This is a genomic window from Corallococcus silvisoli (assembly GCF_009909145.1).
In the GTDB taxonomy this organism is placed as follows: domain Bacteria; phylum Myxococcota; class Myxococcia; order Myxococcales; family Myxococcaceae; genus Corallococcus; species Corallococcus silvisoli.
Genome location: NZ_JAAAPJ010000006.1, coordinates 354,438 through 368,839, shown reverse-complemented (window position 1 = coordinate 368,839; position 14,402 = coordinate 354,438). Strand labels below are relative to the sequence as shown.

The 14,402-nt window shown below is 69.3% G+C and carries 17 protein-coding genes; 14 read left to right on the top strand and 3 right to left on the bottom strand.

Going from position 1 to position 14,402, the window contains the following annotated elements; all coding sequences use genetic code 11:
* The first annotated feature begins 612 nt into the window (after nt 1-612).
* Both GTY96_RS38245 and GTY96_RS13205 read left to right on the top strand, forming a co-directional pair.
* Nucleotides 613-744 (top strand): hypothetical protein, encoded by a 132-nt coding sequence (locus tag GTY96_RS38245; RefSeq protein ID WP_268903940.1) that lies wholly within the window; start codon nt 613-615, stop codon nt 742-744.
* A 345-nt stretch (nt 745-1,089) separates the two neighbouring features.
* Nucleotides 1,090-1,269 (top strand): hypothetical protein, encoded by a 180-nt coding sequence (locus GTY96_RS13205; RefSeq protein ID WP_161664904.1) that lies wholly within the window; start codon nt 1,090-1,092, stop codon nt 1,267-1,269.
* Nucleotides 1,270-1,300: 31 nt separating this feature from the next.
* Here GTY96_RS13205 and GTY96_RS13200 read toward each other — a convergent pair whose 3' ends face one another.
* The 3 genes from GTY96_RS13200 to GTY96_RS13190 form a co-directional block, all read right to left on the bottom strand.
* Nucleotides 1,301-2,554, bottom strand: coding sequence for a c-type cytochrome (locus GTY96_RS13200; RefSeq protein ID WP_143909507.1), 1,254 nt, complete (start codon nt 2,552-2,554; stop codon nt 1,301-1,303).
* Nucleotides 2,555-2,576: 22 nt separating this feature from the next.
* Nucleotides 2,577-3,161 (bottom strand): hypothetical protein, encoded by a 585-nt coding sequence (locus tag GTY96_RS13195; protein ID WP_161664903.1) that lies wholly within the window; start codon nt 3,159-3,161, stop codon nt 2,577-2,579.
* Nucleotides 3,162-3,351: 190 nt separating this feature from the next.
* The gene (locus GTY96_RS13190; protein WP_161664902.1) at nt 3,352-4,068 is read right to left on the bottom strand and encodes a class I SAM-dependent methyltransferase; all 717 of its coding nucleotides are present in this window, start codon (nt 4,066-4,068) and stop codon (nt 3,352-3,354) included.
* A gap of 209 nt (nt 4,069-4,277) precedes the next feature.
* Here GTY96_RS13190 and GTY96_RS13185 point away from each other — a divergent pair, with 209 nt between their 5' ends.
* The 12 genes from GTY96_RS13185 to GTY96_RS13130 all read left to right on the top strand — a co-directional run bounded on the left by GTY96_RS13185 (nt 4,278) and on the right by GTY96_RS13130 (nt 14,367).
* Nucleotides 4,278-5,783 carry a hypothetical protein gene (locus GTY96_RS13185; RefSeq protein WP_186002220.1) on the top strand — a complete coding sequence of 502 codons (1,506 nt, stop codon included), beginning with the start codon at nt 4,278-4,280 and terminating at the stop codon, nt 5,781-5,783.
* A 78-nt stretch (nt 5,784-5,861) separates the two neighbouring features.
* A complete protein-coding gene (locus GTY96_RS13180; protein WP_161664901.1) occupies nt 5,862-6,293 on the top strand; it encodes a VOC family protein in 432 nt (143 codons plus the stop codon).
* 9 nt (nt 6,294-6,302) lie between these two features.
* The gene (locus GTY96_RS13175; protein ID WP_161664900.1) at nt 6,303-6,665 is read left to right on the top strand and encodes an ArsR/SmtB family transcription factor; all 363 of its coding nucleotides are present in this window, start codon (nt 6,303-6,305) and stop codon (nt 6,663-6,665) included.
* A 241-nt stretch (nt 6,666-6,906) separates the two neighbouring features.
* Nucleotides 6,907-7,518, top strand: coding sequence for an acyl carrier protein (locus tag GTY96_RS37600; RefSeq protein ID WP_235685572.1), 612 nt, complete (start codon nt 6,907-6,909; stop codon nt 7,516-7,518).
* Entirely contained in the window at nt 7,511-7,978 is a 468-nt protein-coding gene (gene fabZ / locus GTY96_RS13165) for a 3-hydroxyacyl-ACP dehydratase FabZ (protein WP_161664899.1), read from the top strand. Before GTY96_RS37600 ends, fabZ begins: the two co-directional genes overlap by 8 nt.
* 19 nt (nt 7,979-7,997) lie before the next feature.
* Nucleotides 7,998-8,741 carry an MBL fold metallo-hydrolase gene (locus GTY96_RS13160; RefSeq protein ID WP_161664898.1) on the top strand — a complete coding sequence of 248 codons (744 nt, stop codon included), beginning with the start codon at nt 7,998-8,000 and terminating at the stop codon, nt 8,739-8,741.
* Nucleotides 8,738-9,943 carry a beta-ketoacyl-[acyl-carrier-protein] synthase family protein gene (locus GTY96_RS13155; RefSeq protein ID WP_161664897.1) on the top strand — a complete coding sequence of 402 codons (1,206 nt, stop codon included), beginning with the start codon at nt 8,738-8,740 and terminating at the stop codon, nt 9,941-9,943. The genes GTY96_RS13160 and GTY96_RS13155 overlap by 4 nt, the downstream gene beginning before the upstream one ends.
* Entirely contained in the window at nt 9,940-11,112 is a 1,173-nt protein-coding gene (locus GTY96_RS13150) for a beta-ketoacyl synthase N-terminal-like domain-containing protein (protein ID WP_161664896.1), read from the top strand. The genes GTY96_RS13155 and GTY96_RS13150 overlap by 4 nt, the downstream gene beginning before the upstream one ends.
* Nucleotides 11,109-11,552 carry a 3-hydroxyacyl-ACP dehydratase FabZ family protein gene (locus GTY96_RS13145; RefSeq protein WP_161664895.1) on the top strand — a complete coding sequence of 148 codons (444 nt, stop codon included), beginning with the start codon at nt 11,109-11,111 and terminating at the stop codon, nt 11,550-11,552. The genes GTY96_RS13150 and GTY96_RS13145 overlap by 4 nt, the downstream gene beginning before the upstream one ends.
* On the top strand, nt 11,545-12,294 hold the full coding sequence (locus GTY96_RS13140) for an SDR family NAD(P)-dependent oxidoreductase (protein WP_161664894.1): 750 nt from the start codon (nt 11,545-11,547) through the stop codon (nt 12,292-12,294). Before GTY96_RS13145 ends, GTY96_RS13140 begins: the two co-directional genes overlap by 8 nt.
* Nucleotides 12,288-13,064 carry an SDR family NAD(P)-dependent oxidoreductase gene (locus tag GTY96_RS13135; RefSeq protein WP_161664893.1) on the top strand — a complete coding sequence of 259 codons (777 nt, stop codon included), beginning with the start codon at nt 12,288-12,290 and terminating at the stop codon, nt 13,062-13,064. The genes GTY96_RS13140 and GTY96_RS13135 overlap by 7 nt, the downstream gene beginning before the upstream one ends.
* Before the next feature lie 67 nt (nt 13,065-13,131).
* Nucleotides 13,132-14,367, top strand: coding sequence for a beta-ketoacyl-[acyl-carrier-protein] synthase family protein (locus GTY96_RS13130; protein ID WP_143906095.1), 1,236 nt, complete (start codon nt 13,132-13,134; stop codon nt 14,365-14,367).
* The last annotated feature ends 35 nt before the right edge of the window (nt 14,368-14,402 follow it).

Sequence of the window (14,402 nt, the reverse complement as noted above, 5' to 3'; positions counted from 1 at the left end):
CCCAGCGGACCATCTGCATCAGACTCCCCCTCTGCACTTCAAATAATCTCAGGCACCATGTCAGTACCCTCACATCTCAACAGCCGTCAATCCAAATTGCTATCACTCGAACTTTCCACCCCCCTCGCCATCTGGCTCCATCCATCCCCGGAATTCGCTGCCACGCGAACCAACAAACCTCCAAAAAGCAAATACCTCCAAAGAGCAATTACCTCGTCGAAATTTGCTCTTGCGCCCACGGCAAAAATCGCTTCCGCCAGCCCCCCAAATGTCTCGCAAAACCAGAAATTCAACATCTACAGATCGATACACCGGTGAAAGCCGCTGAGCAGTCTGTGCGCCCATCCAGGCGCATGGACAGACTCGCGCGGCGGGCTTGGGACCCCCAGCGCCGCCAACGTGCGCGGAGAAGCCGACCCTGGTTTTTGTTTCGGGAATGACTTGCCAGGTGGGCGGCACCTGCTGGGCGATGGACATAATTTGCGCACGCTGCCCCGGGCTCCACGCAAGGCCACCGAGTGGCCTCGCCTCGGCGTTGACGTCCGCCAGGGCGACTTCAACGACACCTCGGCTGTCGCCGGAGCACTGGCGAGAATCAAGGGAGCCATCTTGATGATGCCCTCTGTGCTGACTTCGACGGCCAGTTTCCCGGAGGCAAAGGCCCTCATCGCCAGCCTCCGCGAGGCGCTGCGCCAGTCGCCTCCGCCGCGAATGGTGGTGCTGTCCTCGATTGGGTCGCAGTAGCGAAGCGGCCACCGCGCCCCACCTGCTGGCAGAAGCACTGCGCGACCTGCCCTTCCCGACCGCCTTCGTCCAGGCAGGCTCCTTCCTCAAGAACTACACCTTCAGCCTCGCGGCAGCGGCCTTCACCGGGTGGTTCGGCACATACCTGACGCCGACAGACCACCCCGTGCCAATCGTCGCCACGGAGGACATCGACCGGGAGATCACCTGCCTGCTCCTGGGCAACTGGAGCGGCAGGAAGGTAGTGGAGCTCGGTTCGCCCATGAGCCCGGAGGACCTCGCCCGCGCGATGAGCGAAACGTTCAGCCGTCCCATCAAGCACGGGCCATTCCTCGCGAGCAGTGGATGGCCACCCTCATCGCCCAGTGCATGCCCCCTGGCACCACCGGTCCCTTCGACGAGATGGAGGACGGGTTCAACGCAGGCTGGCTCCACTTCGGCGTGCCCGGCACCGAACCAGTCGCCGCGACCGTCACCCCCGCCCAGGTCTTCGCCCACGCCAGAAAGCCCCGAACCGGCGCCTGAGCACGCAGGACACACCATCGAGAGCGCCCTCCTATTCCGGAGCGCCCTGCTCGATCCACGTGGAGACGAGATCGATCTCCTCTTCGGAAATGGGCGGGAAGCCCAGGGGCATGCCCATCACCTCCGGATGGGTCTGCCCATCCATCTCCGCGTGACGGGCGAGCAGGCTGGCCACCAGCCTTGGCGTCCCATCCTCCAGCCGGTCCGGGAGCCCTCGGAACTGGCCGTCCCGCTTGACGCCTCGGATGATGCCCCCCCGCGTCGCCAGGTCCAGCGAGGCGCCGTCGTAGCCAAAACCACCGCTGTTCCCCGGCCCCCGGTCTCCTGGCCGCGCACTGTCGGAATGACAGTGGAAGCAGAGGTGGCGCGAGAGCTTCTCCGCGACCTCCGGGTAGTGCACCTCTCGCTCCAACTGGCGGGGCCGGTACCGAGGGCGCGGCACGGCCGCCACCTCGGGCAGCGGTTCGCGCAGGAAGGTCGCCAGGTCCTCGATCTCCTTCGGGGTGAACTCGAAGGCGGGCATCTCCGTGTCGGGGAGGATGCGGTGCGGATCCTTCAGCCAGCTCCGCAGCTGCGCGAGCGACATGCGGCTGGGCACGTAACGCAAGTCCGGGGCCCGCCTCCGGGCCGACGGGGCGCGGAAGTCGGACGCGCCGAAGCGCAGGGACCCGAGCGGGGAATCTCCGTGGAAGTGACAGCTCGCGCAGGCGTTCTTCGCATAGAGCGCCCGGCCCGCGGCCACGTCACCGCTCGCGCGCTCTCCCGTCTCCTCCTCTGTCACCGCGAAGAAGTCGGCGATGAGCTCGGCGTCCCTCGGACCGATCTTCATCCTCGGCATGGTGGCACCGTAGAGCGGCCTCACCACGTGCGGCGCCTGGAGCCAGCCGATGAGCCAGCCGCGCTTGACCCGCTGGCTCAACGAACCCAGGTCCGGAGTCCGCACCAGGTGCAGCAGGTGCTGCTTCCACCGCTGGACTTCTTCTTCCTTGTACCAGAAGTCGAGCCGACCGGCGGAGATGGCCTGATGGCAGGTCACGCAGTTCTCGCCCAATCGCGCGGATGCCGGCTCGACGCCGGGCACCACGTGACACCGATTGCACTGGAAATGCTCCACGGCGTCTCGCGGAGTCTCCAGCGAGCGCTTCGTGGGGGCCAGGACTCCGGGCGGAGAGAAGCGCACCGCCAACACATCGGCATCGCGGAACAGCACGAAGCCGCCGCCGGCCGTGGCCAGCAGGACCGCGGCACCCGCCAGATAGGCGAGAGGAAGAGAGCGCAGGTTCACGAGAAGAAGAGCCCGGGGCGACTCAGTCGTAGGGAGAGGCCCTGAATACGAACGGGTTCGACCCCCTGCAGATCAACGGGAGGATGAGCTCCTCACGGAAGAGCCCGAACCCCCCCACAAACACGACTGACGAAAGCGCCACGCCCAGGAGCGTGGGCCTCAGTCCCGTGCCGCCGGACCGCCGCTTGCCCAGACCGTGGAGGAACGCGGCCTGCAGCGCGAAGAGCGCCACCGGTGTGACCGCCAGGCTCAGCAGCACGACACCGCGTATCGAGCAGTAGGCGATATCGTTGCCATGCACGTTGAGGAACGGCACGATCGTCGAACCCGCGGCCAGCAGAAAGACGACCGCGGCACCGACGAGCACGAAGTAGGTCCGCCGGAAGCCAGACAGACCGGGCTGTCCCATCGCGGTCGCCCCCTGGACGTTGACGAGGACGACGCGGTTGAAGAACGCCGCGGCCACGATCCAGACGACCATCTCCACCCAGAACACCGGCGTGAAGAGCACCTCGGCGGGGTCCACCGAGTTGCCGCACGCGAGCACCTGGAGCGGCCAGAAGACCGAGGCGCAGAACACGAGGGAGACCAGGGCACGGGAGGTCATCCAGCGACGCTAGCAGGTACCACACCCGGAGTGGGAGTGACGTCCTCATGGCGGGCCTCAGGTGCGACCTCGGCGCGCGACGCGGCTCGGGGCGATGGACGGCAGCTCCGCCAGGATGAAGCGCGGCGCCAGGGCGACGCTCAGCGCGCGGCGCCAGGGCGACGCTCAGCGCGCGGCGCCAGGGCGACGCTCAGCGCGCGGCGCCAGGGTCGAAGCGCGCGAGGAAGACCTTGTACTGAAGCGCGACGAAAATCGGGCGCGGCGTCACCAGCCCGACCTTCGCGAACATCGCGAACAGGGCCGCATCGGATTCGATGGGCCGCATCAGCGCGAATTGCTTGCGCCGCTGCTCCAGCGTCTCCGGAGGGATTCCATAGGCCCGCAGCCGCCGCAGCTCCACGTTCATCAGCTCGGGGTCCATGCCAATCCGGCAGCCCAGGACCAGGGGCGCCCCGGGCTTGAGCCGCCGCGCCACCTCCCGCAGCAGCTCCACCCGGGCCTCCTCGCCCTCCACGTGGTGAAGGACCCCCATCACCTGCGCGCCGTCGAACAAGGGGCCCTCGGGCAGCGTGCCCAGCGCTCCCTGATGCAGGTGCGTGCGCGACAGCATCCCCTCCGCCTCCAGGCGCTTGCGGGCGACCTCGAGCATGGCGTCGGACGGCTCCACTCCCGTGAAGCGCCATCCCGGCACGCCGAAGCGCGCATAGGGCATCAACTCCGCGCCCGTGCCCAACCCCACGTACAGCAACGACGCCGCCTCCTGTCCGTCGAGACATGCGGTCAGCGCGCTGACACCAAGCTCGTACGCCGCGTGGACACCCGCCAGGCTGACCGACGCCTGCTGGTCGTAGTGGGCGGCGCGATCCGCGCCAAAGCCATGCAGGTGGACGGAGTGTTCGTGAGCCATGACGTGAGCCTCGGGGGCCAGTAGTGGAATCCCACGATGCGCCAGTCCCACGATGAAGGGGAGGGCGAGAATTCAGATGGGATCGGCGGAAGTTTCGGCCGGCCCCTCCACGCACAGCTCCTTTTGCCACACGGCACGGCCCCTTAGTTCCCGCACATCGGATGTGTTCTCCTGCGGGAAACCCAACGCCGCTCACGCCTGGAGGCTGGATGTCCTTTCGCGGGTTCGTCTTCACGCTGACCTTGATGACCATCGGTTGTGCCCACTCCCAGAGAGGACCCGAAGCGGAGCTGCCCCGGTACGAGCACGTCTTCCAGAAGCCCCTGGCGGAGGCGCTCGCTGCGACGCGCCAGCTGCTGGAGGAGCAGGGACACACCTTCGAGGAGACGGAAGACCCGAACCAGCTGGTCACCCAATGGGCCCGCCCGGACCGGAACGGCACGCGCAACCTCGACTTCACCCGCTATCTGGTGACAGGCATCACCGTGAGCCCGCGCCAGTCCGTCGTGCGCATCTTCCGGATGTCGCAGCAGGCGATAGGCAACGACGTCGAATGGCGCAATCAGTGGTGGAAGGTGCTCGAGGAGCGCCGTGAGCAGGTCTCCAACCCCTTCGCCAAGAAGGTGAACTTCAGCCTCGACGACACGGAGACCAAGCGCCTGTCCATGCTGCGCGGCGCACAGCACGGCTCGCGGGACCTGGAGCTGGAGAAGGCCCTCACCCTGCGGCTGGAGTCCGGACCCTCCATCGAGGTCAACCGCGGCAACGTGATCGAGGAGAAGCGCCCCACCGCCGTGCGGACGCCGGAGTTCTACCTGTCGCGCTGGAAGGAGGAGGCGGTCGCGGAGAGCCCGTGCCCCACGCCCGTGCGGGGCCTGGAGGGGCTGCTCCACCCGGGGCTGACTCTGCTCATCGGCGAACAGCTGGGCTCCAACGAAGCACCGGCGGTGGTGGGCCACGTCGTGTGTCAGGCGGCCCAGACGGGCCTCGCCGTGGTGCTCGGCCTGTCCCTCCCCGCCTCGGAGCAGGCGCGCGTGGACGCCTACCTGTCGAGCCCCGGCGCTCCGGCGGACCAGGACACGCTGCTGGAGGGCCGCTTCTGGTCGCGGCCGTACCAGGACGGGCGCAGCAGCCGCGCCGTGCTGGACCTCATCGATCGGGTGCGCGCCCTGCGCACCGCGGGCCTGCGCGTGAACCTGGTGGCCTATGACACGGACGTGCTCCGCGGCAGTGAACGCGACGCGGCCCAGGCCAGCGTGTGGACGAAGCGCCGCGCCAACAAGCCAGAGGAGATCCACATCGTGCTCGCGGGCAACACCCATACGCGCATCGAGAAGGGCACGCAGTGGGACCCGGCCTTCACTCCCATGGCCCACGTGCTGCACCAGCAGGACCCCGCCCTCTTCGTGCTGGAGATGAGCTTCGCCCAGGGCACGCGCTGGGGCTGCGACCTGGACCGTGACGCCCGCCTGGTCTGCGGCATCGTCGGCGCCACGCCCGCTCCCCGCGTCGCGGCCCTCCCCGGGCTGAGCCCGTACATCCAGATGACCGGGTCGTCCGCCGAGGAAGGCTTCCAGGGACTGCTGTATGTCGGAGAGCTCACGCCCTCCATGCCCGCCATCCTCGGGCCCCGGGCCGCGCCTCCCTCCTCCGCGCCCCCGTCCTTCTCCCCGCCCCCCAGTCACAGCGGGCCGTCCAAGCCCAGCGTGTTCTAGCGGCCCCGGTTGAAGAACGTTAACGTCGGGGTCAATCATTCACCCTGACGTTAACGACTCATCCCAGGAGCCACCACCATGAAGCAGACGCCCAAGGGCTGGCCGCGCATCTCCTCCAGCCTCTTCTACGAGGACGCCTCCGCCGCCATCGACTGGCTGGAGCGCGCCTTCGGCTTCCAGACACGGCTCAAGGTAGAGGGCCCGGGCAACACCGTGAAGCACTCGGAGCTGGTCTACGGCGACGGCGTCATCATGGTGAGCTCCGCCCGGCAGCACGACGCCCATCACAGCCCCCGTCCTCACGGCGGCCTCAACACCCAGACGCTGATGGTCTACGTGGACGACGTGGACGCCCACTGCGCCCACGCGCGCGCGGCCGGCGCCGTCATCATCCAGGAGCCCGAGACCAAGAACTACGGCGACGACTGGGGCACCAACCGCACCTATGGCGCCACGGACTCCGAAGGCCACCGCTGGTGGTTCACCCAGCGCGTCGCCGGTCCGGCGTAGCCCCAGGCGATGCCCGCCCCCTCCGCGCTCGACCGCACCCTGGCCGCCCTCGCGGACCCCACGCGCCGGGGCGTGGTGGACCGGCTGCGGCGGCGGCCCCACCCCGCCGGTGAGCTGGCCGCCGCGTTCGACATGAGCCCGCCGGCCATGTCCCGCCACCTGCGCGTGCTCCGTCAGACGGGGCTGGTGGAGGAGCACGCCGACGCGGACGACGCCCGCGTGCGCGTCTACAGCCTGCGCCCGGAGCCCTTCTCCGCCCTGCGCGGCTGGCTGGACGAGGTGGAGTCCTGTTGGGCGGAGCCGCTGGACGGCTTCAAGGCCCATGCGGAGCGCACGCGGGGCACGAAGCCACCGCGAGGCCGCAAGTCCTGACGGCCCCTCCCCGCGGACCCCGCCCGCCAGCACCCCAACGGCACCCCGCGCTTCGACCCGCCCGGCCCCGGCGGCCACCTGCTGGAGACCTTCGAGGAAGACGCCTTCGACTCTGGAGCCGGTGGCGGTTGGCACACTTCCGCCATGCCTGTGTTTCGCGGCGAGGCTTGTGTCACGCGTGGAGATGCGCCGCGTCCCCAATCACTGACGGGAGCGCAGGGAAATCTCCACCTCCGCCTGATTGAGCCAGCGCTGCGCTGCGCTGAGTCCCTCCTTCGCGGAGACCAACGCGGGCGCGGGGGCGGACACCCTGGGCTTCACGCCAGACACCGCGACGGTCGCCGAGTTCAAGGCGGACACCGTACGGGTCATTCCAGTCCCTGGAGTGGGTCCTTCAGGCAACTCCGACCTCGCTGGAGACCTGCGCGGGCGCAAATACTCGCGTCTTGAGAAAAATGGACTGAACAGGTCCTGGCGCGACATCGCATCGCCAACGGTGATGTCAGACGTGCTCGATACGTTGACTCTTCAACGCAAGGAGCAGTCGATGCAGGTAGACATCAACGAACTGAAGGCCGGATTGAAGTCGATGATTGTGGATCGCCTGCGGCTGAGCATCGCTCCCGCGAGCATCCCAGACGGCGCGCCGTTGTTCGGAAGCGGCACCGCCGAGTTCGCGGGCCTGGCGCTCGACAGCGTCGAGGCGCTGGAGATCGTCGTCGGCATCGAGGAGAAGTGGGGCGTCGTCATCGCGGACGACAGCGTGTCCAAGGAGTTCTACTCCATCGACACGCTCGCGGCGCTGGTCAGCCGGTTGCTCGCCGAGGGCGGCAAGAAGGCCGCCAGTGCGTGACACGCCGACGGAGTCCTCCAGGCTGGGCGTCCTGGAGCTCCTCCAAATCCTTCCGCACCGCTATCCGATGCTCATGGTCGACCGGATCGACGAGCTGAGGCCCGGCGAGTTCGCCGAAGGCATCAAGTGCGTCACGGCGAACGAGCCCTTCTTCCAGGGTCACTTCCCCGAACACCCCATCATGCCGGGGGTGCTGATCGTCGAGTCCATGGCCCAGGTCGCGGGCGTCATGCTGCGCGCGCGGAGCCTCCCCGCCCCGGAGGCAGGCTCGAAGCCGGCGCGCCCGGGGGTGATGGCGAGCATCCAGCGGATGCGCTTCCGGCGTCCGGTGGTCCCGGGTGACCAGCTCCGCGTGCGGGCCACGCACCTGAAGAGCCTGGGCACCATCCATCAAGTGAAGGTCGAAGCACTCGTGGGCGAAGAACTCGTCGCCGACGGCGAGCTGATGCTCGGCTCCTAGTCTCGGGGAATACACCTCCATGCTCTTGAATGTCTTGATTCAGGGAAGTGGGTTCCCGCGGCTGCGCTCCACGGTCACCCTCCTCCAATCACAGAAGCGGAACATCCTGGTGGACAGCGGCCTGAGCGACGATGCGGGACGGCTGGTGCTCGCGCTCAAGGAACGGGGGTTGACCCCGGACGATGTCGACGTCGTCGTCGCCACGCACCTGCACTACGACCACTGCGGCAACCACCTGCTGTTCCGCAACGCCCGCTACATCGTGGGGGCCAAGGACTTCATCGAGAACGCGAGGTTCATCGAGGCCTACCACCAGGATGCCACGCCTGGAAAGACAGCCACCTCCGACCTGCTGCGCGAGCACTACCAGACGGTGAAGGACTTCTACGTCCGCTCCATCGTGCGCGAGGTGTCTCGAAACATCGAGTTCTACAACCGGGTCCTCGAGCGGGACGCGCGCTTCGTCCCCATCGAGGGCAGTCATTGGCTCACCGAGGAGGTCGAGGTATTGCCCACGCCGGGCCATACCCACGGCCACATCTCCATCGTCGCCCATGGCGCCCGGACCGACAGCGAGGAGGCGCCGAGGAAGATCCTCATCGCCGGGGATGCGCTCTTCACGCGCAAGACGCTGCTGGAGGACGCGGAGCGGGAGCTCCAGCTCGCCCAGGACACCGCGCTGTACAGCCACACGCGCAGGAGGCTGCTGAGCGAGTACCGCCACATCATCCCGGGCCACGACGGACTGGTGGAGGCCCCATGACCGCGCATCGGGTCGTCATCACGGGGATGGGAGTGACCGCCGCCAACGCGCTGTCGACAGGCGCGCTCGCGCGGGCCCTGGAGGAGCGGCGCAGCGGAATCCGGGAGACGGCGGCCTTCGGGACGGAGGGACGGGCGCGGACGGCCGGCGAGGTCGACCTGCCCGGCCCCCCCCTCGACGCAGAGGACCGGGTGTCACGACTGGCCCTCCATGCCGCCGAGCAGGCCCTCCAGGACAGCGGCCTCGCGCCGGGTGGACGCTGGAGCGAGGACACGGGGGTGATGATCGGCACCAGCCGAGGGCCGGCGCTGTCGCTCGAACGCTTCATGCGCTCCGGGGATGCGGAGGCACGACGCAAGCTCTTCGCGGAGGTCCCCTTCTCGTCCATCGCCCGCAACATCGCGACCCGGTTCGGGCTGGGCGGCGTCCTGTCCACCGTGACGATGGCCTGCGTCTCCAGCAGCCTCGCCATCGGGCGGGCCGTGGATGAGATCCGCCGGGGTCGGGCGTCGCTGATGGTGGCAGGGGGCGCGGACGCGCTGACCCAGCTCAGCTTCAGCGGCTTCTCCGTGCTGCGGGCGATGACGCCCACGGTGTGCCGCCCCTTCGACCACCGCCGCAATGGGATGGTCCTGGGAGAAGGCGCGGGGATCCTCGTCCTCGAGGCGCTGGAGCACGCGCGCCAGCGGGGCGCGAAGATCCACGCGGAGCTGTGCGGCTGGGGGACGGCCGGCGACGCGCACCACCCCACCAGCCCCCACCCGGAGGGGCGCGGCCTCCAGCAGGCGATGGCCAGCGCCCTGGCCCAGTCCGGACTGACGACGGAGGAGATCGACTTCGTCAACCTCCATGGCACCGGGACGCCGGCCAATGACCCGGCGGAATGTCATGCCCTGCGCCAGGTCTTCGGCGCGCGGACCGCGTCGCTGCCGGTCAACTCCCTCAAGCCCTACTTCGGTCACACCCTGGGCGCCTCGGGCGCGCTGGAGCTCATCGGCTCGTTGCTGGGCATGGAGCGCGACTTCATCCCGCCCACGCTCCACTGCGAGGAATTGGACGCGAAGTGCGACGTCGACGTGGTCCGGGGCGAGGGGCGCAAGCGCCACATCGACGTTCTGATGAGCACCAAGTCCGCCTTCGGTGGGGCGAACGTCGCCCTCATCGCCCGGCGTCTCCCGGAAGCCGGGAGGGAGGGACGATGACCCGGACCATCGTCATCAGTGGGCTCGGAGCGGTGTGCCCGGCGGCCGCGGGTCACGAGGCCTTGTGGGAGCTCTTCCCGCGAGACGGCCACGAGCCCGTCAGCACCGTCGCCCCAGAGCGGATTCCGGACGCGGTATTCGACAACCAGCCCGCGCAGCTGCGGCACATGGACCGGCTCGGGCGCATCTCGCTCGCCGCCACCACCCTCGCCATCGAGGACTCCAGACTGGCGACGTCGCCTGGGGATCCACGACAGACGGGCGTCGTCTTCGCCTCGGGCCATGGCTGCCTGCCCACCAACGAGGAGTACCTGGAGGGCATCCTCGAACGGGGTCCCCGCTACGGCAATCCGGTGGTGTTCCAGAACACGGTCACCAACGCGGCCACCGGCTACCTCTCCATGGTGCACGACCTTCGCGGCCCCACCGCGACGTTGTGCTCCGGCTGGGCAGCGGGCCTGGAGGCGCTGCGCTTCGGCGGGCAGCAGATCGACGAGGGCAGGGCCGAGCGGATGGTCGTGGGAAGCGCGGACACGGTCAGCCCGAGGCTCCTGGAGGGGCTGTCGCTCCAGGGATGGCTCGGCACCCCGGGAATGACGCGTCCGTACGCCGAGGAATCCAATGGCATGCGGGTCAGCGAGGCGGCGTGCACCCTCGTGCTGGAGGAGCAGTCGCGGGCCCGGGCGCGGGGGGCGCGCGTCTACGCGGAGGTCGCCGGCACCGGGCAGCGCGGAGGCCCGCCCCAAGCGCAGGCGCGGACGCTGGCCCACGCCGTGAGGGACGCGCTGTCCCTGGCGGAGATTGAACCCGAACGGCTGGGCGCCGTGTTCTCCAGCGCGAATGGCCGGCGGGACTTCGACGCATGGGAGTACCGCGCGCTCCACGAGGCGCTCGGTGAGCACGCGGCGCGGGTGCCGGTGACCTGCCCCAAGGCGGTCCTGGGCGAGACATTCAGCGCCTCGGGCACGCTGGCCGTGCTGCTGGCCGCGCTCGCCCTGGACACCGGCTGGGTCCCGGGCATTCCCGGGAGCCCTCGACCGGGTCCCGGATCCGAGCTCCGGCTCGTGACAGGCGCGGCGCGGCGACTCACCCCAGAGTGGGTGCTCGTCACCGCCCTGGGCGCGGAGGGCAGCGCCGTGGCCGTGGTGCTGCGTCGGAGTCGCCCATGAGCGACCACCCCATGGCCCCCATCCTCGGGGGGACGCCCCACCGGTTTCCCATGCTCCTGGTCGATGCCGTGGAGGAGCTCGCCCCAGGGCATGGCCGCGCGCGCAAGCTCGTCAGCGTCAACGAGGTGCTGTTCGAGCGCTTTGGAGACGCACCTCCCGCCCTGCCCTCCGCGCTGCTGGTGGATGCCTTGGGGCAGGTGGCCATCATGCTCCTGCGCGGGAGCGACGCCACGGCGGCCTCGGTCTGGTACCTCGGCGGCATCGAGGCCATGACCTTTCACGCCCCCATCCCGGCCGGCAGCGAGCTGCGGATGGAGGCGACCGTCCTCAAACGCTGGCGGGCCACCGCCCGGCTCGAGGTCAAGGCCTGGCTCGGCGCGGAGCCCGTCGCCAGCGGATTCATGGTGCTTTCTCAGGGAGGGGCTGGACGCAATGACTAGCGCGGAAATCCACACACCATTCGTCGAGGGCCTGCTCCACCAGAAGGTGGCGCTCGTGACAGGCGCCGGGCAACCCATCGCCGATGCCATCGCACGGCGCTACGCCCGGGCGGGCGCGAAGGTTGCCCTGGTGTTCCTGCCGGAGCACGAGGACGCGGCGGCGCGGCTCGCGACCCACCTCGGCGCCGGGCTGGCCCTGGCTTGCGAGCTGTCGGACGCCCAGGCGGTGAGCGCGGCGGTCCGCCGCGTCGCCACGGAGTTGGGAGGCGTCGACGTGCTCGCCAATGCCTACCTGGGTCGTGCACCGGGCCGGTTGAGTGAACAGGCCGCCGACCATTGGCGACTCACCATCGAACGCCAGCTCAGCGGCACGGCCTGGTTCTGCAAGGAGGTCATCCGCCCGATGATGCGCAAACGCGCGGGGAGGATTCTCAGCCTCCTGGACGTCGCCTCGGGAGGCGCGAACAGGGTGGCCGCCGAGGGCATCGCCGCCATGACCCGCTCGCTGGCGAACGAGGTGTCGCGCCAGGGCATCTCCGTGAACACGCTGGCGGTCCACCTCCTACCGGAGGAGGCCGAGCAGCTGCCCCCGGCGCAGCGCGAACGCCTCGGCGGAGAGCTCGGTCCCCTGGGGCGGCCAGGAAGCGCGGAGGAGATCGCCGAGGCGGCGCTCTTCCTCGTCACCAGCGCGGCGAATCTCACGACGGGACAGCGCCTGTCGGCGACCGGAGGTTCATGGTGAGTCACAGCGAGACGACAAGACAGCGATTCCAGGGACAGGCGGTCATCGTCACCGGCGCCTCGCGAGGCATCGGCAAGGCCATCGCCATCGCGTTCGCCTCCGAGGGGGCGGACGTCGTCCTCAACTACGGCAGCAACGCGGAGGCCGCGCGTCAGGCCGCCGCGGAGGTCGAGGCGACGGGACGGCGCTGCGTGCTGGTGCCCGGCTCCGTGGCGAGCCCCGACGTCCCAGGGCGGCTTCGGGAGGCGGCCCTCTCCAGCTTCGGGCGCATCGACGTGCTGGTGAACAACGCCGGCATCAGCCGGGATGGGCACTTGATGATGATGCCCGTGCCGTCCTGGCGGGAGACGGTGGACGTCAACCTCCATGGCGCCATCGCCTGCTGTCAGGCGGTCATCGGGCCCATGGTGGAGCAGGGCCGTGGCTCCATCATCAACATGTCCTCCACCGCGGGGGTTCGGGGACGCGCGGGCCAGGTGCCCTATGCGGCCACCAAGGGCGCGTTGATCGGCCTGACCAAGACGCTGGCGGGGGAGCTGGGCCCCCAGGGCATCCGGGTCAACTGCGTGGCGCCCGGCTTCGTGGACACGGAGATGGTGTCGGGGCTGATGAATCGCCCGGGAGTCCGCGAGGGATTCATCCAGGCCACGCCCATCCGCCGGCTCGGCGCGGTGGAGGACATCGCCCAGGCCACGCTCTTCCTCGCCTCGTCGGAGAGCGCCTACGTGGTCGGAGAAGTGCTGCTCGTGAATGGCGGTTTGACGATGTAGCGCGCGCCGTCGGCACGGGACCGGAGCGGCTCCGCGGAGACGCGCAATCACATTCGAGAGGAACAGGATGAGCACCAGGGTCGTCGTCACGGGAATTGGCGTTCTCACGCCCATCGGAAACAACCTGAAGGAGTTCACGGAGGGCCTGCGTGCGGGGAGGGATGGCATTGCCCCCGTCACCCGCTTCGACGCCAGCAAGCATCGCTGTCAGTCAGCCGGGGAATTGAAGAACATCGACTTCTCGGCGCACTTCAGCGCCGGGGAATTGCCCCACCTCAGCCGGGGCACCCAGATGATCCGCGTGGCGGCGGCCCAGGGGCTCGCGGCCTCGGGACTGACGTTGACCGACGCGGAGCGGGAGCGCGCCGGGGTGGTGCTCGGAACCAACCTGGGCGGAATGCCGGCGGCGAAGGAGGGCTACGCCGCGCTCCATCACCCCTACCGCAAGGGCCGCGCGCGCGAGGACGAGCCCTGGCGCTCGCTGGTGCTCGACAGCTTCATCTGCGCCATGAGCGACCAGGTGGCCCGCCATCATGGGCTGGGAGGGCTCAGTCTGGTCATGTCCACCGCGTGCAGCGCGGGCCTGCACGCGCTCGGCGTCGCGGTGGATGCGATCCGGTCGGGTCAGACCGAGGTGATGTTCTCCGGAGGCGTGGACCCGCTCAGCGAGATGCCCCAGGCCGGCTTCGGCGTCCTCCGCTCGCTGGCGAGCGACAAGCTGCGGCCCTTCAGCAAGGACCGCGACGGGACACTGCTGGGTGAGTCCGCCTCGTTCTGGGTGTTGGAGAGCGAAGCGCATGCGACCCGACGGGGGGCGCGCATCCTGGCGGAGCTCGCCGGCCATGGCGGCTCCACGGACGCCTACCACATGACCCGCCCGGACGAGACGGGGCGCGGTCCCGCGCGAGCCATGCGGGCCGCGCTGGCGGATGCCGGCATGCGGCCCGAGCAGATCGGCTACATCAAGGCGCACGGCACGGGCACACCGGCCAACGACATCATCGAGACCCGCGCCATCAAGCAGGTCTTCGGTGAGCGGTGCCAGGTCCCCGTCAGCTCCATCAAGGCGATGATTGGCCACAGCCTGGGTTCGAGCGGAGCCGTGGAGGCCGCGGCGGCGGTGGTGGCGCTCAACGAGGGCTTCCTGCCCCCCACGCTGCATCTGGAGACGCCCGACCCCGAGTGCGACCTGGACTACGTACCCCATCGCAGCCGGCCGGCGCGGGTGGAGGCCGTCCTCGCCAATGCCTTTGGTTTCGGCGGAAACAACGCGGCCATGGTCTTCCGGCGCTGGGAGGCCTGAGGTGTCTCGAGAGCTCGAAGACGGAACGGAGAGGA

Bases quoted from the DNA above. Each gene is read 5' to 3' on its own strand.
- GTY96_RS13155 (WP_161664897.1), top strand. From the start codon at position 8,738: ATGACCGCGCATCGGGTCGTCATCACGGGGATGGGAGTGACCGCCGCC.
- GTY96_RS13180 (WP_161664901.1), top strand. From the start codon at position 5,862: ATGAAGCAGACGCCCAAGGGCTGGCCGCGCATCTCCTCCAGCCTCTTC.
- GTY96_RS13130 (WP_143906095.1), top strand. From the start codon at position 13,132: ATGAGCACCAGGGTCGTCGTCACGGGAATTGGCGTTCTCACGCCCATC.
- GTY96_RS38245 (WP_268903940.1), top strand. From the start codon at position 613: ATGATGCCCTCTGTGCTGACTTCGACGGCCAGTTTCCCGGAGGCAAAG.
- GTY96_RS13160 (WP_161664898.1), top strand. From the start codon at position 7,998: ATGCTCTTGAATGTCTTGATTCAGGGAAGTGGGTTCCCGCGGCTGCGC.
- GTY96_RS13175 (WP_161664900.1), top strand. From the start codon at position 6,303: ATGCCCGCCCCCTCCGCGCTCGACCGCACCCTGGCCGCCCTCGCGGAC.
- GTY96_RS13195 (WP_161664903.1), bottom strand. From the start codon at position 3,161: ATGACCTCCCGTGCCCTGGTCTCCCTCGTGTTCTGCGCCTCGGTCTTC.
- GTY96_RS13135 (WP_161664893.1), top strand. From the start codon at position 12,288: ATGGTGAGTCACAGCGAGACGACAAGACAGCGATTCCAGGGACAGGCG.
- GTY96_RS13205 (WP_161664904.1), top strand. From the start codon at position 1,090: ATGGCCACCCTCATCGCCCAGTGCATGCCCCCTGGCACCACCGGTCCC.
- GTY96_RS13190 (WP_161664902.1), bottom strand. From the start codon at position 4,068: ATGGCTCACGAACACTCCGTCCACCTGCATGGCTTTGGCGCGGATCGC.
- GTY96_RS13150 (WP_161664896.1), top strand. From the start codon at position 9,940: ATGACCCGGACCATCGTCATCAGTGGGCTCGGAGCGGTGTGCCCGGCG.
- GTY96_RS13140 (WP_161664894.1), top strand. From the start codon at position 11,545: ATGACTAGCGCGGAAATCCACACACCATTCGTCGAGGGCCTGCTCCAC.
- GTY96_RS13145 (WP_161664895.1), top strand. From the start codon at position 11,109: ATGAGCGACCACCCCATGGCCCCCATCCTCGGGGGGACGCCCCACCGG.
- GTY96_RS13185 (WP_186002220.1), top strand. From the start codon at position 4,278: ATGTCCTTTCGCGGGTTCGTCTTCACGCTGACCTTGATGACCATCGGT.